Here is a 25407-nt window from a genome sequence, read left to right as displayed (position 1 = left end):
GCGCCTGCAGGAGTTCAAGGCATGCAATCGGCGTCACCAGTCATCAACGGCCTCTCGGTCGACGTGGAGGACTGGTTCCAGGTCGGCGCGTTCGAGACGGTGATCGAACGCGACAGCTGGGAAGGGCTGAAGACCCGTGTCGAGCGCAACTGCGACGCGATCCTGACACTGTTCGATGACGCGGGAGTGAAGGGCACCTTCTTCACCTTGGGCTGGGTGGCGGAGCGTCATCCCGCACTGATCCGCCGGATCGTCGCGCAAGGACACGAGATCGCCAGCCACGGCTGGGACCACCAGCGCGTGTTCCGCATGAACCGCGCCAGCTTCGCGCAGGACCTTGCGATCAGCCGCCGTGCGATCGAGGATGCCGCAGGCGTCGCGGTCACCGGCTATCGCGCGCCGAGCTTCTCCATCGATGCGCGCACGCCTTGGGCGCACGAGGAATTGGCAGCGCAAGGCTACGTCTACTCGTCCAGCGTCGCGCCGATCGCGCACGATCACTATGGCTGGCGCGAGGCGCCGCGCTTCGCGTTCCACCCGCTCGCCCGGCGCGATCTGGTGGAGATTCCCGTGACCACCGCGATGTTCGCCGGGCGGCGCCTGGCAGCGGGCGGCGGCGGCTTCTTTCGGGTGCTGCCCTACGCCTTTTCGCGCTGGGCGATCCGCCAGGTGAACGCCGAGGGGCGGCCGGCGGTGTTTTACTTCCACCCGTGGGAAGTCGACCCCGAGCAGCCGCGCGTGGAGGATGCGCCGCTGCGATCGCGGTTTCGCCATTACACCAACATCGACGTGATGGCGGCCAAGCTGCGCCGGTTGGTGCGGGACTTCGCCTGGGGCCGCATGGACGCGATTGCCGCGCGCGAGACCCGCAGCGCCGTGGCGCTCGCCGCATGAACGCGCCCTTCGCACCTATGCGTACGACGGTAAGGCTCGCCGATCTGCGCGACCCTGACGAGCGCGCGGGTATCGAGCGGTTCGTCGCCGCACACCCGCAAGGCACGCCGTTCCACCTGCCGGCCTGGCTGAAGGCGGTGGAGCAGGGTACCGGCAACCGCGCGCTCGCGCTGGTCGCTGAGCGCGGGGGAACTCTCAGCGGTTACCTCCCGCTCAACGAGATCCACTCGCCGATCTTCGGACGGCTGCTGGCCTCCACCGGCTTTGCCGTCGATGGTGGACTGCTGATGGCTGACGACGGCGAAGCTGCCGAACTGCTCGCCGCTACCGAGCGCCTGGCCGCCAGCCATTCCTGCCCGACCATCGAATTGCGCGGCGGGCCGGTCAGCGACGATCGCGAGGGCTGGGCGCTGCGCACGCAATCGCACTGCGGCTTTGTCACGGCGCTCGCTGCCGACGACGAAGCGCAGCTCACCGCGATCCCGCGCAAGCAGCGCGCCGAGGTTCGCAAGAGCCTGGCCAACGACTTCCAGATCGAGGTCGGCACCTCGCCCGAAGATCGCGCCGCTCACTACGCCGTCTACGCGCAAAGCGTGCGCAACCTGGGTACCCCGGTGTTTCCCCGCGCACTGTTCGAAGCCGTGCTCGATGGCTTCGGAGATCAGGCCGACATCCTCACCGTGCGGCACCATGGCCAGCCCGTTGCCAGCGTGCTCTCGCTCTATTGGCGCGGCGCGGTGATGCCCTACTGGGGCGGCGGTACCTGGGATGCGCGACGGCTGCGCGCCAACGATCGCATGTATTACGAGCTGATGCTCCATGCTCGGCGGCGCGGGTGCGAACGGTTCGACTTCGGACGCTCAAAGACCGAGAGCGGCGCATACCACTTCAAGCGTAACTGGGGCTTTACGCCCGAACCGCTGAGCTACGCCGTGTGGACCGCGCCTGGCAGCGAGGCGCGCGACGCCGACCCGACTAGCGCCAAGCACAAGTTGCAGATCGCGCTGTGGCAGAAGCTGCCGCTGCCTGTCGCCAATCGATTGGGGCCCTGGATCGCCCGAGGCCTGGGCTAAGTGTCCGAAATCCTGTTCATTTCGCACCGCATCCCGTTCCCGCCGGATCGCGGTGACAAGATCCGCTCGCACAACGTGCTCAAGCATCTCGCCGGCCTGGCGCCGGTCCATGTCGCCACCTTCGCGGACGATGCGCTCGACTATGCGGAGCAAGGCGCGCTTGCAGGGGTGGCAGCGAGCCATTGCCTGGTGCACCGGTCCAAGCCGCTGCCGCTTGCCGCTGCGGCGGCCATGCTCACCGGCAAGCCGATCAGCCTGACCGCCTTTCATTCGACTGCGTTGGCAGGTTACATCCGCAAGGTTCTAGCCACGCGTCCGATCACAACGATCTACGTCTTCTCCGGGCAGATGGGCCAGTATGTGCCCGAGGACTTCAAAGGCAGGGTGATCGCCGACTTCGTCGACGTCGACTCCGCCAAGTTCGAGGCTTACGCCTCGCGCGATGGTGGCTTGAAAGCCTGGGCCGAGAAGCGGGAGGGGCGCCTGCTACGCGCGGAGGAGACCCGCTTCGCCCGCCGCGCGGACGTCAGCCTGCTGATCAGCGATGAAGAAGCCGCACTGTTCCGCTCGCGCGCGGAGGGTAACGACAGTGTCCGCACGCTTGCCAACGGCATCGACAGCGTGGTGTTCGATCCCTCGAGCGTCCGCCCCGAGCCGCAGCTGGCATCGCTCCCTTATCCACGTCTGATCTTTACCGGGCAGATGGATTACGCGCCCAACGTCGATGCCTGCGTGCGTGCGGTCACGCGCATCCTGCCGCGTATCCGTGAGGCCTTTCCGCAAGCGAGCTTCCACGTGGTCGGCCGCAATCCTGCCGATCGCGTCAGCGCGCTCGGCGGTGATGGCGTGCACGTTTGGGGTCGCGTTCCGGATGTGCAGCCCTGGCTAGCCGCCAGCGACCTGGCGCTGGTGCCGCTGGAGATCGGCCGCGGCGTGCAGAACAAGGTCCTCGAAGCGATGGCCATGGCGCTGCCGGTCGTGCTCACGCCTGAGGCCGCGACCGGCATCGCCGCACGCGATGGCGCGGAGCTGTCGATCGCGTCAGACGACGATGCGCTTGCCGCCGCCTGCATTGCGCTGCTGCAGGACCGACCTCGCGCGCAAGCGATGGGCAGGGCCGCGCGCGAGCATGTCGTTCAGAACGCCAGCTGGCCTGCCGCCCTGGCCGATCTCGATCAACTGGTCGGCTTGCCCACCGCGGAAGCGCGCGATGCTGCCTGAGGCACTGCCGCTGCCACGCTGGCGCTGGCACGCGCTCAGCCCTCAGTGGCGCGCGGCGATCGTCAGGCTGAGCCTGGCGGCGGCATTGGTTCTCGCGCTGTTCGCAAGCGACTGGTCGGCCATGGTTCGCCAGTGGTGGAACATCTCTACCTATAACCACATCCTGCTGGTGCCGGCGATCCTGGCCTGGTTGGTTTGGCAGCGCCGCACCGAACTGGCGAAGCTGACGCCTGAGGCATGGTGGCCGGGCCTGTTCGCGGTGGCGGGTGCAGCGTTTCTCTGGCTGCTAGGCGCATTCAGCGGCCTCGACCTAGCGCGCCAGGCTGGAGTGGTGGCGCTGAGTGCGGCCCTGGTGCCGCTGCTGACCGGCCCCAAGGTCACTGCCGGTCTGCTGTTCCCCTTGTTCTACATGGCTTTCCTGGTGCCTTGCGGTGAGGAACTGGTGACCCTGCTGCAGACACTGACCGCGCATATCACCATCGCCTTGGTCCACCTCAGCGGCATCACGGCGCAAGTCGACGGTGTGTTCATTCACACGCCGGCCGGACTGTTCGAGGTCGCCGAGGCCTGCTCGGGCGTCAAGTTCCTGGTCGCGATGGTCGCGTTTGGGGCATTGATGGCGAACGCGTGTTTCGTGCGGCCGTGGCGGCGCGCAGGGCTGATGCTGGCGTGCGTCGTGGTGCCGATCCTGGCGAACGGCGTGCGCGCCTGGGGCACGATCTATGCCGCACAGTTCTTCGGTGCCAAGGCAGCAGCCGGCTTCGACCACATCGTCTACGGCTGGTTCTTCTTTGCCTTCGTCATTGCGCTGATCGTGGCGCTGGCTTGGCGCTTCTTCGATCGCGCCGCCGATGACCCGATGATCGATGCTGAGGCCATCGCTGCTCAACCTGTGCTGGCAAGGCTTTCCACGATGCACCTTGGCACCGTTCCCGCGCTCCTCGCAGCACTGGCGATCGTGCTGGGCGTGCAGGGGTGGGCTCATGCCGCCAATCGCATGAGTGCACCGCTGCCGACTGCGATCGACCTGCCGCCAGTGCCCGGCTGGACCCGCGTCGACTATCGCCCGCAAATTTGGTGGCAGCCCCGTGCCGGAGGTTCCGACCATCGTCTGCTGGGCAGCTATGCCGATGCGGCAGGGCACCGGGTCGACGTCTTCTACGCGCTCTACGCCAGCCAGAGCGAAGGCCACGAGGCGGGCGGGTTCGGCGAGGGCGCCCTGGTGCCGCAAAGCGAATGGGCCTGGCAGGCGAACGCCACACCGCTCGCCGAAAGCCATGGGGAGCGTCTGCTCGGCGCCGGCCATGTCGGCCGTGTTGCGCACACCTGGTATCGAACGGGCCCCCTGCTGACAGGCAGCAACGCGCGGTTGAAACTCGCAGCCATGGCCGACCGCCTCGCCTTGCGGACGCGCGCCACGATGGTGCTGATCGTCTCGGCCGAAGACCTGCGCGGCGCACCTGCCGAGCCGGCAATCCGTGCGTTCGTGCACGCCGCCGGCCCGCTCGGCACCTGGATGGACCGCATCGGCGGCGTGAAGTAGGAGCCTCGGCGACATGTGCGGCATCGCCGGTATCTTCCATCTCGAGACCCCCAAGCCGGTCGACCCGGCCCGGCTCGAGCGCATGTGCGATGCCATCGCGCATCGCGGGCCCGACGGGCAGGGCGTGTGGACCGCGCCGGGCGTCGCGCTCGGCCATCGCCGCCTCTCCATCATCGACGTCGCCGGCTCACCGCAGCCGATGGCCTCACTCGATGGCCGCGCGATGCTGGTCTTCAACGGCGAGATCTACAATTACCGCGAGTTGCGCCACGAATTGCGCGCAGCCGGCGCCGTGTTCCGCACAGATGGCGACAGCGAGGTGATCCTCGCCGCCTGGCAGAAGTGGGGGCCGGACTGCGTCACCCGCCTGCACGGCATGTTCGCTTTCGCGATCTACGACCTGGCGGCGCGCACGCTGTTCCTGGCGCGCGATCGGCTGGGCGTGAAGCCCCTGTTCCTGGCGCCGCTCAGTGACGGCAGCCTGGCCTTTGCCTCCGAGCTCAAGGCACTCGTCGCGCACCCGCTGCTGCGGCGCGAGGTCGACCCACTGGCGATCGAGGATTACCTCACTTGGGGCTACGTGCCCGACACCCGCTCGATCCTGAAGGGCGTGACCAAGCTTCCCGCCGGCCATTCGCTGCTGCTCGAATGCGGTAAGCCGATGCCCAACCCGCGCCAGTGGTGGGACATTTCCTTTGCCGAACGCCGCAAGGGCAAGGTCGAGGACCTGGAGGCCGAACTGTTGCACCTGATGCGCGAGGCAGTGACTTCGCGCATGGTGGCCGATGTGCCGCTCGGCGCCTTCCTCTCGGGCGGCGTCGACAGCTCCAGCGTGGTCGCCTTGATGGCGGAGGCGAGCGCGTCTCCGGTCAAGACCTGCTCGATCGGCTTCGACGTCGCCGACCTGGATGAGAGCGCCTACGCCACTCGCGTCGCCGAACGCTTCGGCACCGACCATCGTGCACGAGCGGTTTCGCCGGACGACTTCCAGTCGGTCGATATTTTAGCTGCCATGTTCGACGAGCCGTTCGCCGATGCCTCCGCGCTGCCGACCTGGCGGGTGTGCCAGCTCGCGCGCGAGACGGTCACCGTCGCCTTGTCGGGCGATGGCGCGGACGAAGCGTTCGCGGGTTACCGGCGTCACTTGTTCCAACATGGCGAGGATCGGCTGCGGTCGGTCCTGCCTGCCGCGCTGCGCGGTCCGGTGTTCGGATCGCTCGGGGCAATCTACCCAAAGGCGGATTGGGCACCCCGGCCACTCCGGGCCAAGACCACACTGTTGTCGCTCGCTGGGGATAGCGCACAGGGCTATGCCCGCGCGATCGGGGTGGCACCGCCCGAACTACGCGACTCACTTTACTCGCCCGAATACAAGCGTTTGCGCGGTGACTACCGAGGCGAGACGCTCGTCACCGATTTGATGCGCGCGGCTCCCGCTCGCTCGGGTTTGGACCGCGCGCAGTACGCCGACCTGAAGGTCTGGTTGCCTGGCGACATCCTCACCAAGGTCGACCGAACCAGCATGGCGGTAGGCCTGGAGGCTCGCGAGCCGCTGCTCGATCACCGCTTGATCGAATTTGCCGCCACGCTGCCGGAGACCGCACGGCTGCGCGGCAAACAGGGCAAGTGGCTGCTGAAGCGGACCATGCGCCGCTACCTGCCCGACGACATCCTGTACCGCCAGAAGCAGGGCTTCGTCATGCCGATCGAGGCGTGGTTTCGCGGACCACTGGCCGGGGCGGCGCATGAGATCGGCGCCAGTGCATCGCTGGGGCGAACCGGCTGGTTCGACAACCGGCGTCTGACTGCACTTGCGCACGATCATGTCTCAGGAACAGCCAACAACGCACGGATATTGTGGCAGCTTTTGATGCTTGATAGATCACTAGGGCAACTCGGTATCGCCTGATAAAGGGCCTCTTAACCCTTGTCCCGCCCGCTGCGCGCGGCTCCCGCGAACGTCGGGCTGGCGTGTTAACTAAACCCAATCTTAGGACATTGCCCCTAGGACGGCCTGGTAAGCGTCAGCTAGGACGTCATGAAAAGCCACGGTCGCCTCTTCCAATTCCTGCTCACGCAAGCACCTCGGATCGCCGATCCGAGCGCTTGCGCGCGGGACATCGTGCGCCGCGGCTTGCGGCCGCCCGGTGACGTCGCATGATCCTGCTTTCCCGCCTCAAAGCAGCTTGGCGCCATCGCCGCTCACGCATCGTCATCTCGGCGCTGCTGATAGGAGCGGTGTGCGGCGTGCTCGGCGTGACGGTGCCACTGGAAGATCTATTCATTGCCGCGCGCACGAAGTTGCGCAGCGAGAATGCGAGCGGGCAGATCGTTATCGTTAAAATCGACGATCGATCACTGGAAGCACTGCACGACAATGACGTGAACCCAGGCCTTGATGCTCAGGTCGTCGAAAACTTGATGAAGGCTGGGGCGACGAGTGTGTACTTCAACCGCACTTACCCGTTTTCGGATCAGACAGCGGGCGCGGCAAAGCTAATCAAGACGCTCGATCGCTATCCGGGTCGTGTTTATCTCGGTGCCTCGATGCGCGCCGGAGGCTCAGATGCGACGCTCAGCAGGGTGCCCGCCAAAGCGTTCCGTCAGCACGCTCGCTTGGTCTCACTGGCCGTCGTTGCCCATCCGCTCAACTTGAGCTTCAGCTTCCCTTATATGTCGAAGAGCACGGTTGGACGGGTGCAGTCTTTGTCTGCCGCGCTCGCCGATCAGGTGCACGAAACCAGCCGCATGTTCCGGGCCGATTTCGCGATCGATCATCAGACCATACCGACGGTCAGCTACATCGACGTACTGAACGGCAGGATAACTCCCGCGCAATTCTCCGGGCGCAAAGCCGTCGTGGGTTTGACTGCCTCTTCGAGCGAGCAACATCCTCTGCCGCTTGGCGACTTCGTGCCGAGTGTCTACTTCCATGTAATCGCCGCAGAAACACTGATTGAGCAAAACCCTACGGCTCTGGGCTGGGTGCCCGCCTTCCTCCTGGTAGCCGTTATGATGGCCACCGGCATCGGCCGAGGTCGATCCTTCAAGCCACTCCGTTTGGCTGGCTATGCCTTGATCCTGCTCGTTTTTCCGACCGTGCTGGACCGTTATGGCGTGGAAGTTACGGTGCTACCCGCTGCGATCATGGCGATCTATGCGACGGTCCGCGCTCGAACACTCGACAAGATCAAAGACGTCAGTGAGACGAATGCCGCGTCCGGGCTGCCAAGCCTGCAGGCACTGCGCGACATGCGCGAGCGCTCTTCCGGGCTGCTCGTCGCGCTCAAAATCCGCAACTACTCGGGCATCCTTCGCAGCTTTGAAGGGGCGGTGGAAGCCGATCTGGCAGCCGAGATCCAGCGCCGCATCCGCATAAGCGAGCCCGAGGTGGTGGTGTACCATGAGGGCGGCATGTTCGTGTGGCTTTCGAACCTGACCGACATTGTCGAATTGTTCGAGAACCTGGAAGGCCTGCACCGGATCGTCCAGAACGGGATCGTGATCGACGGAACCGAGGTCGACGTCGGTTTCAACTGTGGGGTCGACTCAGAACTGCAGAACACCATCGCAAACCGACTGGCGAATGCCATGCAGTCTGCCGAAGAAGCTGTGCGATCGGACGAATTGGTGTGCCATCACGATGGCGCCAAGGGGGAAGTGCAGTGGGAGATTTCGCTGCTTGCCTCGCTCGACCGTGCCATCGACAATGGCGAGGTCTGGGTTGCCTTCCAGCCCAAGCTGGACTTGCTGACGAACAAAGTCATCGGTGCCGAAGCCCTGGCGCGGTGGTCGCATCCCGAACGCGGGCCGATCAGTCCGGAGAAGTTCATCGGCATCGCCGAAGAGTACCACCGCATCGAGCGCATCACCCGCTTCGTTCTCGACAAGGCGGTACGCGCGGCCGCCAGCTTCGTGCGCGAGGGCCATGAGTTCTCGATCTCGGTCAACATCTCCGCGCAATTGCTGCGCAACCCCAGGCTGCCGCGCATGGTGCTTGAGACTCTGGCCGCTCATGATCTCGATCCCGCGCACCTGATCTTGGAGATCACCGAAACCGATCGCCTCGATCGCTCGGCCAAGACCGTCCAGATGATGGAGGAGCTGGTAGCTGCGGGGCTGCGCATCTCGATCGACGACTTCGGCACGGGCAACGCGACGATTGACTACCTGCGCTACCTGCCGGCCGCCGAGGTGAAAATCGACAAGTCGTTTATTCGGGAGATCGACACCAACCCGGGCGATCACCTGCTTGTCCAGTCGATCATCGAGATGGCGCACTCGCTGGGGCGGCAGGTCGTGGCCGAAGGTGTGGAGACAGCCGAGTCGCTGGCCTTGCTGAGAAGCCTGCAGTGCGACCAAGTTCAGGGATACTACGTAGGTAGACCTGTCTCATTTAGAGACTTCGTCGTGCATCTGGCTGAGAAGAGCGTGCGAACGACTGGTTAAAAAAGAGTTGATGAATCGCTAAGATTTCGGTAACCCTGTTGTCACCGCGGAAAACCGCGGATGGTTTTACATGGGGAATCGATATGATCTGGCATTGGGGTTGGTCCTCGTTCGAGTGACATCCTTCGACAGCGGTCAAGTAACTTACCGCGTTTCGAAGATTGAAGCTTAAGTAATCTCGATCTTGATAAAGATAAGGTCGCAGAAAGTTCTGACGATGGTGAATCGTCAGGTAGGCGTCGCGGGCTCACGCTCGAGGCGCCTTCATCGTTTTTGGCGTTTGGCAACCTGTCGCCTGGTATGTCATCGCGGCTTGTTGTCGCTCTACCGCTAACTGTAGATTATCGCCGATCGACGCTACTCCGGTCGATCTCCATTGTGCGATGCCGATGCTGTGGCCGTCACGCCGCCGCGATTAGGGATCGGAGGAGCATGAGCGAGAGACACGGCATTGCTGCCGGTCGAACTCGCCTCCGACGCCGGGCGCTCAGACGAAGGTTGCAGGCGCTCAGGACTTTACGAAAGAGCTCGGCTCGCGAGCCCGTAGGCGGCTATCTCGAAGCGTTGCCGTCAGTAAGCCGAAATACCCGCAATCTGCTGTCTCAGTCCTGCCCGTGGCCCAGTGCCAGGTAATCCGCGCTCTGCATTTCGTTGAGGCGGCTCACGGTGCGCTCGAATTCAAAACGACCCATGCCCGCCTGGTACAGGTCCTCTGGCGCGGCATCGGCGGCGGCGATCAGCTTCACCTTGTTCTCGTACAGCGCGTCGATCAAGGTCACGAAGCGAGCCGCCTCGTTGCGCTTGTCCGGTCCCATCTTGGGGATCCCGACGATGATGACGGTGTGATAGGCGTGCGCGATGGCGAGGTAATCGGCCGCGCCGCGTGGTTCTCCGCACAGACGCTTGAAGCTGAACACGCCGACGCCCTTGAGGCTCTTGGGCACGTGCAGCTTACGGCCACCACCCAGATCGAGATCGGTCGAGGGGACGTGCTCGGCATCCTCGGGCGGATAATCAGTCAGGCGGTAGAATGCCTCGCGCGTCTGCGCCGTGGCTGCCTCGCCCAGCGGCGTGTGCCACGTGGCCATGCCGCCAAGGCGCTGCAGGCGGTAGTCGGTCGGACCGTCGAGCGTCAGCACGTCGAGGTCGTTCTCGATCAGCGCGATGAACGGCAGGAAGTGTTCGCGGTTCAGCCCGTCCTTATACAGCTGCGAAGGGGCGCGGTTCGATGTGGTGACGATCGTCACGCCCTCATCGCGGATCAGTGCGGTGAAGAGCCGGCTCATGATCATCGCATCGGCCGAGTTGTTCACGACCATCTCGTCGAACGCCAGGCAGCGCAAGTTGCGCCCGATCGCGGCCGCGACCGGGGGGATCGGATCGCCCGCTTCCTTCTTGCGCTCGACATTCAGAAGCGCATGCACCTCCAGCATGAAGGCATGGAAGTGCACCCGCCGTTTCTCGGGGATGGCGAGGCTCTGGTGGAACAGATCCATCAGCATCGACTTGCCGCGGCCGACGCCGCCCCACATGTAGACTCCGCGCGGGGAAGCTGCCTTGCGGCCCATCAGCCGGCCGATCAGGCCCACCGAGGCCGTGGCCTTCTCCAGTTCTCTCTCAAGCCGCTCCAGCCGCTCCGCGGCGGCAGCTTGGTCCGGGTCGGCGCGCAGCTCGCCCGTGGCGGCCAGCGCCTCATAGCGTTCGAGAATGCTCATCGTGCCGACGGCTTACGCAGTGTGCCGATCATGCTCGCCACCAGGCCATGCTCTTGCTCGACCGTGCCACGCACGAAAACGAGTCGGCCCGTCTCCTTCGTCACCTCGCCAACAAAGTCGAGCGGTTGCCCGACCAGCCCCGCTCCGACGAATTGACAGTTCACGTCCAAGGTTACCGAGCCGGACATATGCGGACCGATCAACGTGTAGATCGTCGTGAAGATGCCCACGTCGACAAGCGCGAGCGTGACCCCGCCGTGTATTTTGCCATGGACGTTGCTGTGCTGCGCACGCGTTTGAGGCAAGCGCAGCCGTGCCTGGTGCTCGCCCTCCCGACGCAACAGCAACCGGCCCAGTGCAGCGTTGTTGAAGCGGCTGTCGTCATCCAGATGCCAAGTGTGCCAGCCGGGATTGTCCCGATCCGGCTCGTGGATGAACGCCGCAGTAAGCTCCACCTTGCTGGCCTGCTCAGACCTGGCGTTCGGCCTGCATCTTCTTGATCTCGGCAATGGCACGCGCGGGGCTGAGGCCCTTGGGGCACACATTGGCGCAGTTCATGATCGTGTGGCAGCGATAGAGGCGGAAAGGATCTTCCAGCTCGTCCAGGCGCTCGCCGGTCATCTCGTCACGGCTGTCGGCCAGCCAGCGATAGGCCTGGAGCAGGATTGCCGGACCCAGGAACTTGTCGGAGTTCCACCAGTAGCTGGGGCACGACGTGGAGCAGCAGGCGCACAGGATGCATTCGTACAAGCCGTCCAGCTTCTCGCGCTGCTCGGGGCTCTGCAGGCGCTCCTTGCCCGAGGGCGTGGTGGAGACGGTCTGCAGCCAGGGGCGGATCGAGGCGTACTGCGCATAGAAGTGCGTGAAGTCAGGGACGAGGTCCTTGATCACTTCCATGTGCGGCAGCGGGGTGATGCGGATATCGCCCTTCAGGTCCTCGATCGCAGTGGTGCAGGCAAGGCCGTTGCGTCCGTTGAGGTTCATCGAGCAAGAGCCGCAGATACCCTCACGGCAGGAGCGGCGGAAAGTGAGCGTGGGGTCCTGCTCGCTCTTCATCTTGATCAGCGCATCGAGCACCATCGGCCCACAGGTGTCGAGGTCTATCTCGAACGTATCGTAGCGCGGGTTTTCGCCGCTGTCGGGATCGTAGCGGTAGACAGTGAAGGTCTTGACCCGGGTGGCGCCCTCGGCCTTGTGGACGTTGCCGCGCTTCTTGATCTTGCTGTTGGCCGGGAGGGAGAACTGCGCCATCGACGTTTCCTGCTATCCTGCACTGCGGCAAAAGCCGCGATTGCCTCCACCCTCTAGCGATTGTGCGGGCCGGAGCAAGCGTCTCATGGTGCCAATCCTGCAAGGAGACTTGCGCGAACAAGCGCCCGGTGCGCTGCGGCCGCCTGTCCCTGCGTCCTGGCATGGATCGGTGCAGGCATGTGCGGTGGTGGCGAGCGGGCCGGGTCGGCGCTGCGAACAGGCGGGCCTCATCGCCGGTGCGGCTTGCGTCGCAGGTTCAGCGATGCTTGCGTGCAGCGTCATCGAGGAGAGCGACATGAGCGAGTGGAAAGCACGCACGGCCGTCATCACCGGTGGTGGACGTGGCTTCGGCAAGGCATTCGGCACGGCGCTCGCCGACGCCGGTGCGCATGCCGTGCTGGTCGACATCGACGAGACGGTTGCCATGGCGGCCGCGGCGGAGATCCGCGCAGCGGGCGGCGCGGCGGACGGGATCGGTGGCGACGTGACGGACGAGGTCCGGATGGCCGAAGTCATGGCCCAGGCGGCCGGGATGCACGGAGGCATCGATCTGCTGGTCAACAATGCAGGGCTGCACTCGGACGAATACGGCCAGCCCATTACCAAGCTGGGACTTGCGAAGACGCGCCGGCTGTTCGACGTAAACGTCATGGGCGTGGTGTGCTGCACACTCGCCGCGCTGCCGCACATGAAGGGCAGGGAGGGCGCCTCGATCGTCAACATTGCCTCCAGCGCAGCGCACATGGGCGGCTCGCCCTATGGTGACAGCAAGCTGGCGGTAGCGGGCCTGACGATCACCTTCGCACGCGAGCTGGGCCGGGAAGGGATCCGCGTGAATGCGATTTCGCCCGGGCTGATGCTGACCGAGACAATCGCCAGGGAACTGCCGGAGGCGACCAAGGCCCGGGTCAAGGCGATGCAGATGATCGATGCCGACGGTCACGAGGAGGACATCGTTGAGGCACTGCTCTACCTCGCGTCTCGCAAGGCGCGCTTCGTGACGGGCGAGACCTTGCGGGTGACCGGCGGGATGGCTGCCGGGGTCTGAGCGGCAGCACCCGGAAGGGCACTGGCGAGCGACACGGCAGCAGACTAGCACCGTCGCGATGAGCACCCTCAACGCCTGCGTTTTCGGCGCAACCGGCGGTATCGGCGGCGCACTGGTCAGTGCGCTCGCCGATCGGGCCGACATGGCATTGGTGCATGCCGGAGGGCGGACGTTGGTCGAGGGCGGTTCGAAGGTTCGCCCTTTCGTCTTCGACTTTATGGACGAGAGCACGATCGCTGCGGCCGCTCGCGATCTAGGAGAGGCGCCACCTGATATCACCATCGTGGCGACCGGTGCGCTTGCATTCTCCGACAGTGCCGGGCCAGAAAAGTCGTTCCGATCGTTGGATCCGGTTCGCATGAGCGAGATGATGACGCTGAACGCTATCGGGCCTGCGCTAATCGCGAAGCATGTGCTGCCGACGCTGCGCCGCGATCGGCGCGCGGTGTTTGCTTTGCTGTCGGCGAGGGTAGGGTCTATCGCCGACAATCGGCTTGGTGGGTGGCATAGCTATCGCGCGTCCAAGGCGGCGCTGAACATGCTGATGCGCAACTTCGCCATCGAGATGCGCCGCACGCACCCGCAGGCGGTCGTTGTGGCCCTCCACCCTGGCACTGTCGACACGCCGCTTTCCCGCGCGTTCCAGCGCAACTTGCCCGAGGGGCAGCTAACCTCCGCCGAACAGGCTGCCGGACACCTGCTCAAGGTGATCGAGCAACTCACGCCGGCCGAGAGCGGTGCGTTCCTCGCCTGGGATGGCCAGCACATCGCGTTCTGAGCCACGCAGCCTTGTTGTCTATCCTGAGTTCATTTGCTGCAGCCCATGTCCGTGCGCCCGCCGCGCGATGTGCAGAGGAGCAGGATGACAACGCAGACGCAGAGCCAGCGCGAACACTTCTGGGATGCCCTGCGCGCGTTCCTGATGCTGCTGGGCATCCCCTATCACGTGGCCCTTTCGTATCAGCCAGGGCAGGATTTCATCGTCCACTCCGGCGAAGGCGTCACCGGCTTTTCCCAGTTTGCAGATGCGCTGCACTTGTTTCGCATGCCCGCCTTCTTCGTCATCGCCGGCTACTTCGCGATGTTGCTGCTGGCCAAGCGCGAACCGATGGCGTGGCTCAAAGGCCGCTTCCTGCGCCTCGGCATCCCGTTCCTAACTTGCATCCTGACGCTGGTTCCGGCGATGAACCTCGTCTGCGAGTTGTCGAACCTTCCGGCGCCAGAGGCGCTGCGATCCTGGCGCGAGAATTCGCTGACTTCGGGTGGCTACTGGGTGCGGCACTTGTGGTTCATCATCGTGCTGCTTTACTTGTCGAGCGGTACGGCTTTCCTGGCGCAGCGCTTCCCCAGTGTGCGCTCCGGTCTCGTGCCCCGCTCCATCGATGATTGGGCAAGCAGGCATTTCGTGCTGACGCTGTTCGGTCTGGCCCTGATGATCGGGTTGTGGGAAGCCCTGGCGCTCGAGGCGTTCTACAGCCTGGGCTTGGCGAGCATGCTGCCGCAACAGATCCTGCGACTGGATGAAACGATCATCTACCTGCCTTGGTTTGCGCTCGGTTGCGTGCTGGTCCGAGCGAGGCTGAGCTTGGAGCAGGCGACCCGCCTCTCGGCACCCGTCGCGCTCGTTGCGGTAGCGGGGACGGCGCTGTGGCTGATCGTCCACAAGGACGTAGCACCCATGACCGAGCGCTTCATCGGCACCTTCGCCGCGCTCGCCGCCACGCAGGTGCTGATCGCGGCCGCGCGCACGCTGCTCGACCGCCAAATTCCGCTCGTGCGCAAGCTGACGGATGCGTCCTTCGTGATCTACCTGTTCCATTTGCCGCTGATCGCGCTGTTCGTGTGGCTGGCACAGCCCTTGCCGCTGCCGCCCGTGGTCAAGGCACTTGCGATCATGGCGCTGTCGTTCGGGCTGTCCTACGCGATCTGGGGTGTCATCGGACGCATACGCAGCATGTCGCTGCTGTTCGAAGGCCTCACCGTGCCACGGCGGGTGCCGTTGGCGACCTGAGCCTGAAAGCTGGCTTGGCCCGCGCCCGGCGTGCCATCGGCCAATCTAGAGACGATCAACGCAGTTCAGATCACTTGCTCCTCCTCCCTTGAGGGAGGAGGTCGGGAGGTGGGTGTACCCACGTCAGCGTGGACGCGCGGCCTTCGGCCACGCTCCCCCACCCCCAACTCCTCCCCGCGGGGGAGGGGAGATGTGAGGCAGGGTGATTGCAACCCAACGAAAACACCCCCCGGCTTGCAGGCCGGAGGGTGCTCTTCTGCCTTGCGCTTACCCGAGAGCGGTCAGGCGCCGAACGTGCGCTGCCACCAGCCCCGGCGCGGCTTGCCTTCGGAACCCGCGTCGTCTGCGCCGTCGCTGGCCGTGTCCTCGTTCGCGGCTACGGGTGCGTCCGCCATTGCAGGTGCCGACTCGGGCTCCTGCGTAGCGGCCTCCTCGGTCGCGACGGGTGCAGGAGCAGCCTCGGCAGCCTTCGAGCGGCGCGTGCGCTTCGGCTTCGCCGGTGCTTCGGCCGGAGCCTCGGCAGCTTCCGCAGCAGCCGGCGCTTCGACAGGCGCTTCCGCCGTCTCGATATCGGCCTTCTTGCGACGCGTCCGCTTGGGCTTGGCCGGCGCCTCTACCGCCGCTTCGGCCGGAGCCTCAGCCACCGGAGCAGGAGCCTCGACCGGCGCTTCGGCCGCTTCTACGTCCGCCTTCTTGCGGCGCCTGCGCTTGGGCTTGGGCGCAGGCTCGTCGGCGGCCTCGGCCTCTGCCGCCAGCGGAACGCCTGCACCAGCTTCGGCTACCTGAGGCAGTTCCTCGGCAACAGGAGCGGGCTGTTCAGCGGCCGGCTCTGCGATTTCTGCCTCGCCATCCTGAGCCTCGCCTTCCTCACCGCCACGGTCACGGCCACCACGCCGACGACGACCGCCACGGCGGCGGCGCTTGCGGGGTGCATCCGAGTCCTCGGAAGCCTCGGTCTCTGCGCCCTCAGCTTCGCCTTCGGCCTCGACCAGCTCGCCTTCGACCTGCTCCTCGCCTTCGGGCTCATCGCCCTCGGTTTCGCCGGTCTCGTCTTCGGAACCAGCCTCACCTTCTTCGCGACGATCGCGGTTACGGCCCCGGCGGCGCTTGCGGCGCTTGCGACGGCCATCGCTATCACCTTCGGCGCGCGGCTCGCGCTCCTGCTGCTCCTCGGCGACCTCTTCCTCTTCCTCGTCCTCGATCGGGAAGTCGTCTTCGACCTCGTCGGCGATCGGATCGAAGCGCGGAACGAACTCGTTGCGCGGACCCGACGAGAGGACGCGCATCTTGGCGCCTTCGTTCTCGCCTTCGGGGATCACCTCGACCTGCACGCCGTAGCGGTGCTCGATGTCGCCCAGGTCAGCGCGCTTGGCGTTGAGCAGGTAGACCGCAGCCTCGGTGCTGGCGAAGAGCGAGACAACGATGCCGCGACCCTTGGCCGCTTCGTCCTCGATCAGGCGCAGTGCCGACAAGCCGGCCGAGCTGGCGGTGCGAACCAGGCCGGTGCCGTCGCAGTGCGGGCAGCCGCGGGTGGTCGCTTCCAGAACGCCGGTGCGCAGGCGCTGGCGGCTCATCTCCATCAGGCCGAAGCTCGAGATGCGGCCGACCTGAATGCGGGCGCGGTCGTTCTTGAGCGCATCCTTCATCGCCTTCTCGACCTTACGGACGTTGGAGCCGTATTCCATGTCGATGAAGTCGATGACGACAAGGCCGGCCATGTCGCGCAGGCGCAGCTGGCGGGCGATCTCGTGCGCGGCTTCGAGGTTGGTGTTCACCGCCGTCGCCTCGATGCCGTACTCCTTGGTGGAGCGGCCCGAGTTGATGTCGATCGAGACCAGCGCCTCGGTCGGGTTGATGACGATGTAGCCGCCCGAACGCAGCTGCACGACGGGGTCGTACATCGCAGTCAGCTGGTCCTCGGCGCCGAAGCGCTGGAACAGCGGAACCGGGTCGGAGTAGGGCTTCACCTTGGCCGCATGGCTCGGCATCAGGAGCTTCATGAAGTCCTTGGCGGCGCGGTAGCCTTCCTCGCCTTCGACCACGACCTCTTCGATGTCGCGGTTGTAGATGTCGCGGATCGCGCGCTTGATCAGATCGCTGTCGGAGTGAATCAGCGTCGGCGCGGCGGAGCGCAGCGTCGTCTCGCGCAGCTCATCCCACAGGCGGGCGAGGTAGTCGAAGTCACGCTTGATCTCGGTCTTGGTGCGCTGGAGACCGGCGGTGCGCACGATGCAGCCCATCGAGCGCGGCAGGTCCATCTCGGAGATGATAGACTTCAGGCGCTTACGGTCGCTGGCCGAGCTGATCTTGCGGCTGATACCGCCGCCGTGGCTCGAGTTGGGCATCAGCACGCAGTAGCGGCCCGCAAGGCTGAGATAGGTGGTCAGCGCCGCGCCCTTGTTGCCGCGCTCTTCCTTGACGACCTGGACCAGCAGCACCTGGCGGCGCTGGATAACGTCCTGGATCTTGTAGCGGCGGCGCAGCGCCATGCGCTTGGCGCGCAGTTCGTCGGCTTCCTTCGAGCGGCCACCGCCGCCCTTGCCCTGGCGACGGCCACGGCCACCGCGGCGCTGCGAACGGTCTTCACCTTCGGCGGTTTCCTCGTCGGCAGCTTCGTCGTCGCCGCCTTCTTCCTCGCCACCGTCGATGGTCGAGACTTCGTCCTTCTCGGACGTGTCGACTTCGGTCAAGCCGCCTTCGTCACCGAAGTCGTCATGATCGTGATCGTGGTCGTGATCCTCGGAGCCGTGCTCGTCCTCGTCACCCTCGCTGGCGCGCAGCGCGGCTTCTTCCTCGGCGTGGGCGGCTTCCTCGGCGAGGAGCGCTTCGCGATCTTCCTTGGGGATCTGGTAGTAATCGGGGTGGATTTCGCTGAAAGCCAGGAACCCATGGCGATTGCCGCCGAAGTCGACGAACGCCGCCTGTAGTGACGGTTCTACCCGCGTGACTTTCGCGAGATAGATGTTGCCCTTGATCTGCTTCCTGTCGGCCGACTCGAAGTCGAACTCTTCAATCCTGTTGCCCTTGAGGACCGCCACCCGGGTTTCTTCCGGGTGGCGCGCATCGATCAGCATGCGCGTTGCCATTGTGTATTCTCCAGACGCGCCGCGGCAGTGCCCTGAGGGCAGCGGGGGCGCGATTTTGTTCGATGGTGCCGCGGCCGGGCGTCGGGCGAATGCCCGTGCTATCCGGCGCGGCGAGGTGAAGCATCCCGAGGCGAGAAGCCTCGTCAGCCGATTTCGCGTCTGCAAAACCGAGAGTGCGCGGCGCGATCGGCGGCGCTGCAAAATGCGTCCGGACCGCCCACGCCCCTTCGGGCATCGGCTGGCAGGACGGCAGTTGCATTCTCATGGTTCGCGTCAACCTGTGCGGGTGCCGAAGATCATCTCCGACGCGTGACGACCGGGTTTCCTGACGAGAGCCGGCGCTATTCCGAAGCCATCCGTGGCTTGTGTCTCGGAAAAAAGCGAGGTTCGAAGCCGTCAGAGACCCCGGGTCGAGTTGGCCTAGCATTTGTGTCCTTGCCGAGCAAGGTCCGCCGGGACCGACGCCATAGCTAGTACCTTATGGTTACTGAAATCTTGCCGCGATACATAAGCAAAGCCATTGCCGCTGGCGCGCTTGCCACTTAGGCAGGCGGCACGATGTCGCGCGGCCTCCAGCTCGCTTTGCTGCTCCTCGTGCCGCTGGCGATCCTTGCCGCCGCGGTAGGCCTGCAGCTGTTCGCGGCCAAGCGCAGCGCGGCACAGGGCTACCTGGTGCGGCTCGAACTGCCTGCCGTCGATCGCACCCGCGACTTGCCCGCGATTGCCGGTCCGCAGGATGCCAGCCGCCCGCTGGTGGTAATAGACCCCGGGCACGGCGGCTTCGATCCAGGAGCCGGGGTAGGGCCGGTCAAGGAGAAGAGCATCGCGCTCGCGATCGCGCTCGCCTTGCGCGACCGGCTGCTGGAAGGCGGCGGCATTCGCGTCGCCATGACCCGCGACGACGACCGCTTCGTGACCTTGTCAGAGCGCCCCAGCATAGCCCGGCAGCTCGGGGCCGACTTGTTCGTCTCGATCCACGCCGACAGCGCTGAGACAGATGGTGCGCGCGGATCGAGCGTCTACATCCTCTCCGAGAAGGGCTCCAGCCAGGAGGCGGCGCGCTTCGCCGCGCGGGAGAATCGCGCCGACACCGTCAACGGTGTCAGCCTGTCGGAGACGAGCGACACCGTCGGCGCGATCCTGCTCGACCTGTCGCAGCGCGAGGCGCAGGCGGGTTCGGCAGGCGCTGGCGCGCTGTTCCTGCGCGAGATCCGCGGCAAAGTGCCGTTGCACTACGACACGCTGCAATCGGCGTCGCTCGCAGTGCTGAAGGCGCCCGATATCCCGTCGCTCCTGTTCGAGACCGGTTACATCAGTAATGTGGACGATGCGCAGTTCCTCAACGGGCAGCAAGGTCGCCAGACGATTGCAGACGCCGCCGCCCAAGCTATCCGCGCATATTTTGCGCGACAGGCCGGCACCTGATCGTGATCGCTGGCCTTGCGCGAAAGCCCCGTGCTAGAGGACCCGCGCAATGAGCGAGCCGGCCGGACCCGAAGCGGACCCAGAGACTGGGGAAGTGACCTATCGTATTCGTCGCGAGGGCGGCGGTGTGTTTCGCTCGCTAGGCGCCACGTGGCGCCGTCGGCCATGGCTGCGGCGCTTCTCCTATGTCGTGCTGGCCGGGCTTGTCGGGCTGGGTGCGTTCTGGATCGTGCTCACCAAGGATCTGCCTTCCACCGACAAGTTGGCCGACTACCAGCCGCCCTTGCCGACGATGGTGCGCGGCATCGATGGCCAGATCGCCTACAGCTATGCGCGCGAACGGCGCGTGCAGCTGCGTTTCGTGGACTTCCCGCGTCAGCTGATCGACGCTTATCTCGCGGCCGAGGACAAGACCTTCTGGACGCACGGCGGCGTCGACTACACCGGGCTGCTGGGCGCGGTGGTCGACTATGCGTCCAAGCTAGGCTCGGGCGGACGCGCCAAGGGCGGATCGACGATCACCCAGCAGGTCGCCAAGAACATCCTGATTGGCGACGAATATTCGGTCACGCGCAAGCTCAAGGAGATGATCGTCGCGCGGCGCATCGAGTCGGTGCTGACCAAGCAGCAGATCCTCGAGCTCTATCTCAACGAGATCCCGCTCGGCCGGCAGAGCTTCGGCGTCCAGGCCGCCGCACGCGCCTACTTCGACAAGGATGTCGACCAGCTCGACCTGCGTGAGGCCGCATTCCTGGCGATCCTGCCCAAGGCGCCCGAGCGCTATGGCCGCAAGAAGTTCGAAGGCATGGCGATCGCCCGGCGCAACTACGTGCTGGATCAGATGGTCGCCAATGGTTGGGCCACTCCGGCGGCGGCGGCAGAAGCGCGGGCCATGCCGCTCGGCCTCAAGCCACGCCGGGCGGAGCGCTACGATCCCTCGATCGGCTACTTCATGGAAGAGACGCGCCGTCGCCTGATCGACCGCTTCGGCGAGAATGCCGAGGACGGCCCACTAAGCGTCTACGCCGGTGGTCTGTGGGTGCGGACCTCGCTTGATACCACGATGCAGAACGCGGTGCGCGACTCGCTGCGTGCTGGGCTGCTGCGCTACCATGGCAATCGCGGCTGGGTTGGCCCGCTCGCGCACATCGACGACCTGGACACCTGGCAGACGCAGCTGATCGTCTCCAACCTGACGATCGACTACAAGGACTGGCGCATCGGCGTCGTCACTTCGCGAAGCGGCAGCTCGGGCCAGATCGGCTTCACCGACGGCAGCACGGCCACGCTAACAGGCATCCCGGACAAGCTGCGGGCAGGCGACGTGACTGCCGCCGCGCCGATCAACTCGAGCACGTACGCCGTTCGCTCGATCCCCGAAGTGTCCGGCGGCATGGTGATTGAGCAGCCCGCGACCGGCCGTATCCTTGCCATGCAGGGCGGGTTTGACAGCGGTCTCGGCTCCTTCAACCGCGCGACGCAGGCAATGCGTCAGCCGGGCTCGACCATCAAGCCGTTCGTCTACGCCACCGGCCTGCAATACGGGATGACCCCGGCAACGCAGGTGCTCGACGGGACGTTCTGCGTCTACCAGGGCGCGGCGCTGGGCAACAAATGCTTCCGCAATTTTGGCGGCGGCGGCGGCGGTTCGCACACCATGCGCTGGGGCCTGGAGCAGTCGCGCAACCTGATGACCGTGCGCATCGCGAACGACACCGGCATGCCGCGCGTCATCAAGACGTTCCACAACGTCGGCATCGGCGACTACAAGGCCTACCTCTCGTTCGCGCTCGGCGCGGGTGAGACCACGGTCAGCCGCATGGTCAACGCCTACTCGGCGCTTGCCAACAACGGCGTGCAGTTCAACGCCTCGCTGATCGACTACGTGCAGGACCGCAATGGCAAGGTGATCTGGCGCGGCGACGACCGGCGCTGCATGAGTTGCAACATGCCCGAGTGGGACGGCAAGCCGATGCCGCGCCAGGCACGCCGCGGCAAGCAAGTGCTCGACCCGGCGACGGCGTACCAGGTCGTCCACATGCTGGAAGGCGTGGTCACGCGCGGCACCGCGGTGACGCTACGCGACCTCAAGCTGCCGCTGTTCGGCAAGACCGGTACCACCTCGGGCCCCACCGACGTGTGGTTCTGCGGCGGCTCGCAGGACTATGTCGCGGGCGTCTACCTCGGCTACGACAACCCGCGCTCGCTGGGCGGCTACGCACAAGGTGGCCGCATCGCCGCGCCGATCTTCAAGCAGGTCGTGCTCGCGACGAAGGATCGCTGGAGCCACCAGCCCTTCGTCGCGCCCGCCGGCATCCGCATGGTCCGTATCGACCGGGTAAGCGGCAAGCAGGTCATGGGTGCGGAGCCGAGCGACGATCCCAAGTCGTCGATCATCTGGGAAGCGTTCAAGCCGGACACCGAACCCAAGCGCTACACCGCGCAGGATGAGTTCACCCGCAAGCGCGATGCGCTCATCGCCGAAATCCGGGGTGCTCAGGCCGACCGCGTAGCCGCGTCGCGTCCGAAGGCGGAGACCGAACCGGGCGATTTCGTGCAGGAGCAGGGTGGATTGTACTAGGCTAGACACTTGTCCATAATCCGCTCAAAGAGCGGAGAGGATAAACACGATGCCCGGTCACCACCCGTCCGTCCATGCGCGTACGCGCCCCGATGCGCTGGCGCTCGTCGTCGCCGACACGGGTGAGACACTCACCTACCGCGAGCTGGACCACGCCTCGAACCAGGTCGCGCAGTTGCTGCGCTCTCTCGGCTTGCAGCCGGGTGACCGCATCGCGGTGATGCTGCGCAATGGTCCTGCGTTCCCGTCGATCTACTGGGGCGCGACGCGTTGCGGGTGTTTCGTCACCCTGCTGTCGACGCACCTGAAACCCGAGGAAGCCGCTTACATCATCGGCGATTCGGAGGCCAAGGTGCTGTTCCTCTCGGCCGAACTGGGCGACACGCCGCGTGCGCTCGCGGCACAGCGCGAGCAACTCGTGCCCGGCGTCACCCACGTCTATGCGGCGGGTGACTTGCCGATCGCCGGCGCGCGGCCGCTCGACAAAGCGCTTGAAGCGATGCCGACAACGCCAGTGCCGTACGAGATCTCCGGCTTCCACATGATCTATTCGAGCGGCACCACCGGGCGGCCAAAGGGCATCGTCCTGCCGTTCACGCCCGGACCGATCGATGAGTTCAACCTGCTCGAGGGCCGGCTGCCGATTTACGACAACATCGATCCGCTGGTCTATCTCAACGTCGGCCCCCTGTACCATGGCGCGCCGCTGTCGGGGATGATCGGCACGCAGCGGCTGGGCGGCACGTTCGTCACCCAGCGCAAGTTCGATGCCGAGGGCGTTCTGCGCGCGCTCCAGGAGTATGGCGTGCGTCTGGCGCAGTTCGTGCCGACCATGTTCGTGCGCATGCTCGCGCTGCCCGACGCGGTGCGCCTGTCCTACGACGCCTCCTCGCTCCAGCTGGTGATCCACGCGGCGGCGCCGTGCCCGGTCGAGATCAAGCGCCGGATGATCGAGTGGCTAGGGCCGATCCTGTTCGAATACTACGGCAGCACGGAGGGCGTGGGCGGGACGGCGATCACCTCGGAAGAGTGGCTGCGCAAGCCTGGCTCGGTCGGTAAGCCATCGCTCGGCCCGATCCACATCTGCGACGAGGACGGCAACGAACTTCCGGCCGGCGAGGCGGGCACGATCTGGTTCGAGGTGCCAGGCGACCGCACCGTCAACTACCTCAACGATGCGGAGAAAACCCGCAAGGCAGCGCACCCGCAGCACCCGAACTGGTTCGCGGTCGGCGATGTTGGCCGGTTGGACGAGGATGGCTACTTGTTCCTTACCGATCGCAAGGACTTCATGATCATCTCGGGCGGCGTGAACATCTACCCGCAGGCGATCGAGGATTGCCTGATCGTCCACCCCAAGGTCCTCGACGCGGCGGTGATCGGCGTCGCCAATCCCGAGTATGGCGAAGAGGTGAAGGCCCTGATCCAGCCGCGCGATTGGGCCGATGCAGGGACAGCGCTGGAAGCCGAACTGCGCGAGTGGGTGAGCACGCGTATCTCCAAGGTGACGTGGCCGCGCAGCTACGAGTTCGTCGAGGAACTACCGCGCATTCCCTCCGGCAAGCTGGCGAAGCATGAGCTACGCAAGCTCTACGGCAACCCCGTTGCGGTCGTGTGAGGGCACAGGCATCAGGTCCCCGGCTAGTCGGTGGCGATCTAACGTCCGATGATCGGTTTGCGCGGCAATGCCGCAGGATCTTCTGGCAAGGCCGGCTTTGCGAGCCCTGTGGGTTGCTCCAGCGCACCGCCCAGCTTGCCCGCCAGACGGCCAAGCTGATCGCCGATCACCTTGTCGACGATCGGTGCCATGCGCGCGCTGGGGATGCGCATGTAGCCGCCCACGACGTACTCGGCATTGATCCGTGTCTGCCCGTTTTCTGCCTTGATCACGAAAGTCAGCGATCCGACCACCGGCTCGGACTGCAAGGGGCCGAGCGCGCCGCTCATGCGCAGGACGCGGGGCTTTTCCAGGTAGACGACCTGCATGTGCTGCACGCCGCCACGCGGCGGGGCTGCCTTGTCGGTGGTGCTGGGCAGGATTTCGCAGAAGCAGCCGCCGGCGCGCGGATCAAGCGAGAGGTTCGCGGCATCGCCTGAGAAGGTGTGGGTGCCGTTCCACCAATCGGCAGGGTCGAGCAGTTCGTCCCAGACTTGCTCGGGCGCCGCAGGCACCGTTGCCGTGGCGCGCACCGCGAAACCCGCGCTGCTGCTGTCGTGAACTTCGGCCTGGGCTGGCAAGGCGGCACAGGCCATGGCGGCAGCCACGATCGTCAGGAACACTCGCATCGCCAAACCCCCTTGCGCACCCGCGAGGCGAGACAAGCATGGGTGCGTGCCCGGTGCAAGTCGGCGGTAGGTTTTTGCGTCGGCGCTCGGCGTGCCGAGTCGACCCCGGATCGACGGCATGTCCGCCGCTCCGATCCGTCAGCCCTTGAGGATGTTCTCGATGGCCGCCGTCACCTCGTCCATGTCGGCCATGCCGTCGACTTTGGCGACGATACCGCGGGCTTCGTAGATCGGCAGGATCGGTGCGGTCTTGGCGCGGTACTCGGCCATGCGGGTGCGGACGGTTTCGGCGTTGTCATCCGGACGGCGCTTGAACTCGTGTCCGCCGCACTTGTCGCAGGTGCCCTCTGCGTGCGGCTTCTCGAACGTGTCGTGGTAGCCCTTGCCGCAAGTGGCGCAGGTGAAGCGACCGGTAATGCGATCGACCAGCGCGTCCTCGTTCACATCGAGCTCGATCACATGGTCGAGCTTGCGGCCGCGGTCGGCCAGGATCGTGTCGAGCGATTCGGCCTGCGCTGCCGTGCGGGGGTAGCCGTCGAAGATGGCGCCGGTCTGCGGCCCCATGCTGTCGAGTTCCTCGCCGATCAGGCCCGAGACGATAGCATCGGAGACGAACTCGCCCCGGTCCATCACTTCCTTCGCCTGCAAGCCGATCGGCGTACCGGCCTTCACGGCGGCGCGCAGCATGTCCCCGGTGGAAAGCTGACGCATGCCGCGGCGCTCGACCAAGCGCTGGGCTTGCGTTCCCTTACCCGCACCCGGCGGCCCCAGCAGGATGATGTTCACGGCAATTCCCCCTGATCCCAAACTTCGCGCCATTATTG

General features: G+C 65.5%; 18 protein-coding genes. 12 read left to right on the top strand and 6 right to left on the bottom strand.

Annotation, left to right across the window (positions count from 1 at the left end):
• Positions 1–21: 21 nt before the first annotated feature.
• From GV044_RS00310 to GV044_RS00285, 6 genes are all read left to right on the top strand, one after another.
• Entirely contained in the window at positions 22–894 is an 873-nt protein-coding gene (locus tag GV044_RS00310; RefSeq protein ID WP_159863853.1) for an XrtA system polysaccharide deacetylase, read from the top strand.
• Positions 891–1967 carry a FemAB family XrtA/PEP-CTERM system-associated protein gene (locus tag GV044_RS00305; RefSeq protein ID WP_159863851.1) on the top strand — a complete coding sequence of 359 codons (1077 nt, stop codon included), beginning with the start codon at positions 891–893 and terminating at the stop codon, positions 1965–1967. Before GV044_RS00310 ends, GV044_RS00305 begins: the two co-directional genes overlap by 4 nt.
• Entirely contained in the window at positions 1968–3188 is a 1221-nt protein-coding gene (locus tag GV044_RS00300; RefSeq protein ID WP_159863849.1) for a TIGR03087 family PEP-CTERM/XrtA system glycosyltransferase, read from the top strand.
• On the top strand, positions 3178–4731 hold the full coding sequence (gene xrtA / locus GV044_RS00295) for an exosortase A (protein ID WP_159863847.1): 1554 nt from the start codon (positions 3178–3180) through the stop codon (positions 4729–4731). Before GV044_RS00300 ends, xrtA begins: the two co-directional genes overlap by 11 nt.
• A gap of 13 nt (positions 4732–4744) precedes the next feature.
• The gene (locus GV044_RS00290; protein WP_159863845.1) at positions 4745–6640 is read left to right on the top strand and encodes an XrtA/PEP-CTERM system amidotransferase; all 1896 of its coding nucleotides are present in this window, start codon (positions 4745–4747) and stop codon (positions 6638–6640) included.
• Positions 6641–6888: 248 nt separating this feature from the next.
• On the top strand, positions 6889–9180 hold the full coding sequence (locus tag GV044_RS00285) for an EAL domain-containing protein (RefSeq protein ID WP_159863843.1): 2292 nt from the start codon (positions 6889–6891) through the stop codon (positions 9178–9180).
• A 602-nt stretch (positions 9181–9782) separates the two neighbouring features.
• Here the strand turns inward: GV044_RS00285 and zapE are convergent.
• The 3 genes from zapE to GV044_RS00270 are packed head-to-tail and all read right to left on the bottom strand — an operon-like array spanning position 9783 to position 12146.
• On the bottom strand, positions 9783–10895 hold the full coding sequence (gene zapE, locus GV044_RS00280) for a cell division protein ZapE (protein ID WP_159863841.1): 1113 nt from the start codon (positions 10893–10895) through the stop codon (positions 9783–9785).
• On the bottom strand, positions 10892–11350 hold the full coding sequence (locus tag GV044_RS00275; RefSeq protein WP_159863839.1) for a PaaI family thioesterase: 459 nt from the start codon (positions 11348–11350) through the stop codon (positions 10892–10894). Before GV044_RS00275 ends, zapE begins: the two co-directional genes overlap by 4 nt.
• Positions 11351–11363: 13 nt before the next feature.
• Positions 11364–12146 (bottom strand): succinate dehydrogenase iron-sulfur subunit, encoded by a 783-nt coding sequence (locus GV044_RS00270; RefSeq protein WP_159863837.1) that lies wholly within the window; start codon positions 12144–12146, stop codon positions 11364–11366.
• A 295-nt stretch (positions 12147–12441) separates the two neighbouring features.
• Between GV044_RS00270 and GV044_RS00265 the strand changes: the two genes are divergently transcribed.
• The 3 genes from GV044_RS00265 (at position 12442) to GV044_RS00255 (ending at position 15205) form a co-directional block, all read left to right on the top strand.
• A complete protein-coding gene (locus GV044_RS00265; RefSeq protein ID WP_159863834.1) occupies positions 12442–13194 on the top strand; it encodes an SDR family NAD(P)-dependent oxidoreductase in 753 nt (250 codons plus the stop codon).
• A 58-nt stretch (positions 13195–13252) separates the two neighbouring features.
• On the top strand, positions 13253–13972 hold the full coding sequence (locus GV044_RS00260; RefSeq protein ID WP_159863832.1) for an SDR family NAD(P)-dependent oxidoreductase: 720 nt from the start codon (positions 13253–13255) through the stop codon (positions 13970–13972).
• 84 nt (positions 13973–14056) lie between these two features.
• Positions 14057–15205: an acyltransferase family protein gene (locus GV044_RS00255; protein ID WP_159863830.1), complete on the top strand. Its 1149-nt coding sequence runs from the start codon at positions 14057–14059 to the stop codon at positions 15203–15205.
• Between the two features lie 281 nt (positions 15206–15486).
• Here the strand turns inward: GV044_RS00255 and GV044_RS00250 are convergent, their stop codons facing one another.
• Positions 15487–18291 carry an Rne/Rng family ribonuclease gene (locus tag GV044_RS00250; RefSeq protein ID WP_159863828.1) on the bottom strand — a complete coding sequence of 935 codons (2805 nt, stop codon included), beginning with the start codon at positions 18289–18291 and terminating at the stop codon, positions 15487–15489.
• A gap of 558 nt (positions 18292–18849) precedes the next feature.
• Between GV044_RS00250 and GV044_RS00245 the strand changes: the two genes are divergently transcribed.
• The 3 genes from GV044_RS00245 to GV044_RS00235 are packed head-to-tail and all read left to right on the top strand — an operon-like array spanning position 18850 to position 23915.
• On the top strand, positions 18850–19716 hold the full coding sequence (locus tag GV044_RS00245) for an N-acetylmuramoyl-L-alanine amidase (RefSeq protein ID WP_159863826.1): 867 nt from the start codon (positions 18850–18852) through the stop codon (positions 19714–19716).
• A gap of 49 nt (positions 19717–19765) precedes the next feature.
• Positions 19766–22297: a penicillin-binding protein 1A gene (locus tag GV044_RS00240; protein WP_159863824.1), complete on the top strand. Its 2532-nt coding sequence runs from the start codon at positions 19766–19768 to the stop codon at positions 22295–22297.
• Between the two features lie 49 nt (positions 22298–22346).
• Positions 22347–23915, top strand: coding sequence for an AMP-binding protein (locus GV044_RS00235; protein ID WP_159863822.1), 1569 nt, complete (start codon positions 22347–22349; stop codon positions 23913–23915).
• A 38-nt stretch (positions 23916–23953) separates the two neighbouring features.
• Here the strand turns inward: GV044_RS00235 and GV044_RS00230 are convergent, their stop codons facing one another.
• Positions 23954–24583, bottom strand: a complete 630-nt coding sequence (locus tag GV044_RS00230) for an SRPBCC family protein (protein WP_201298983.1) — start codon at positions 24581–24583, stop codon at positions 23954–23956.
• Positions 24584–24721: 138 nt separating this feature from the next.
• The gene (locus GV044_RS00225; RefSeq protein WP_159863820.1) at positions 24722–25369 is read right to left on the bottom strand and encodes an adenylate kinase; all 648 of its coding nucleotides are present in this window, start codon (positions 25367–25369) and stop codon (positions 24722–24724) included.
• Positions 25370–25407: the final 38 nt, after the last annotated feature.

Source organism: Novosphingobium sp. 9U (genome assembly GCF_902506425.1).
Taxonomy (GTDB): Bacteria; Pseudomonadota; Alphaproteobacteria; order Sphingomonadales; family Sphingomonadaceae; genus Novosphingobium.
Note: the sequence above shows the minus strand (reverse complement) of the source record. Positions and strands in the feature narration are given on the sequence as shown.

Excerpts from the sequence above, each read along its gene's own strand:
- GV044_RS00310 (WP_159863853.1), top strand. The coding sequence starts at position 22 with ATGCAATCGGCGTCACCAGTCATCAACGGCCTCTCGGTCGACGTGGAG.
- GV044_RS00305 (WP_159863851.1), top strand. The coding sequence starts at position 891 with ATGAACGCGCCCTTCGCACCTATGCGTACGACGGTAAGGCTCGCCGAT.
- xrtA (WP_159863847.1), top strand. The coding sequence starts at position 3,178 with ATGCTGCCTGAGGCACTGCCGCTGCCACGCTGGCGCTGGCACGCGCTC.
- GV044_RS00290 (WP_159863845.1), top strand. The coding sequence starts at position 4,745 with ATGTGCGGCATCGCCGGTATCTTCCATCTCGAGACCCCCAAGCCGGTC.
- GV044_RS00285 (WP_159863843.1), top strand. The coding sequence starts at position 6,889 with ATGATCCTGCTTTCCCGCCTCAAAGCAGCTTGGCGCCATCGCCGCTCA.
- zapE (WP_159863841.1), bottom strand. The coding sequence starts at position 10,895 with ATGAGCATTCTCGAACGCTATGAGGCGCTGGCCGCCACGGGCGAGCTG.
- GV044_RS00270 (WP_159863837.1), bottom strand. The coding sequence starts at position 12,146 with ATGGCGCAGTTCTCCCTCCCGGCCAACAGCAAGATCAAGAAGCGCGGC.
- GV044_RS00265 (WP_159863834.1), top strand. The coding sequence starts at position 12,442 with ATGAGCGAGTGGAAAGCACGCACGGCCGTCATCACCGGTGGTGGACGT.
- GV044_RS00260 (WP_159863832.1), top strand. The coding sequence starts at position 13,253 with ATGAGCACCCTCAACGCCTGCGTTTTCGGCGCAACCGGCGGTATCGGC.
- GV044_RS00255 (WP_159863830.1), top strand. The coding sequence starts at position 14,057 with ATGACAACGCAGACGCAGAGCCAGCGCGAACACTTCTGGGATGCCCTG.
- GV044_RS00250 (WP_159863828.1), bottom strand. The coding sequence starts at position 18,291 with ATGGCAACGCGCATGCTGATCGATGCGCGCCACCCGGAAGAAACCCGG.
- GV044_RS00245 (WP_159863826.1), top strand. The coding sequence starts at position 18,850 with ATGTCGCGCGGCCTCCAGCTCGCTTTGCTGCTCCTCGTGCCGCTGGCG.
- GV044_RS00240 (WP_159863824.1), top strand. The coding sequence starts at position 19,766 with ATGAGCGAGCCGGCCGGACCCGAAGCGGACCCAGAGACTGGGGAAGTG.
- GV044_RS00235 (WP_159863822.1), top strand. The coding sequence starts at position 22,347 with ATGCCCGGTCACCACCCGTCCGTCCATGCGCGTACGCGCCCCGATGCG.
- GV044_RS00230 (WP_201298983.1), bottom strand. The coding sequence starts at position 24,583 with ATGCGAGTGTTCCTGACGATCGTGGCTGCCGCCATGGCCTGTGCCGCC.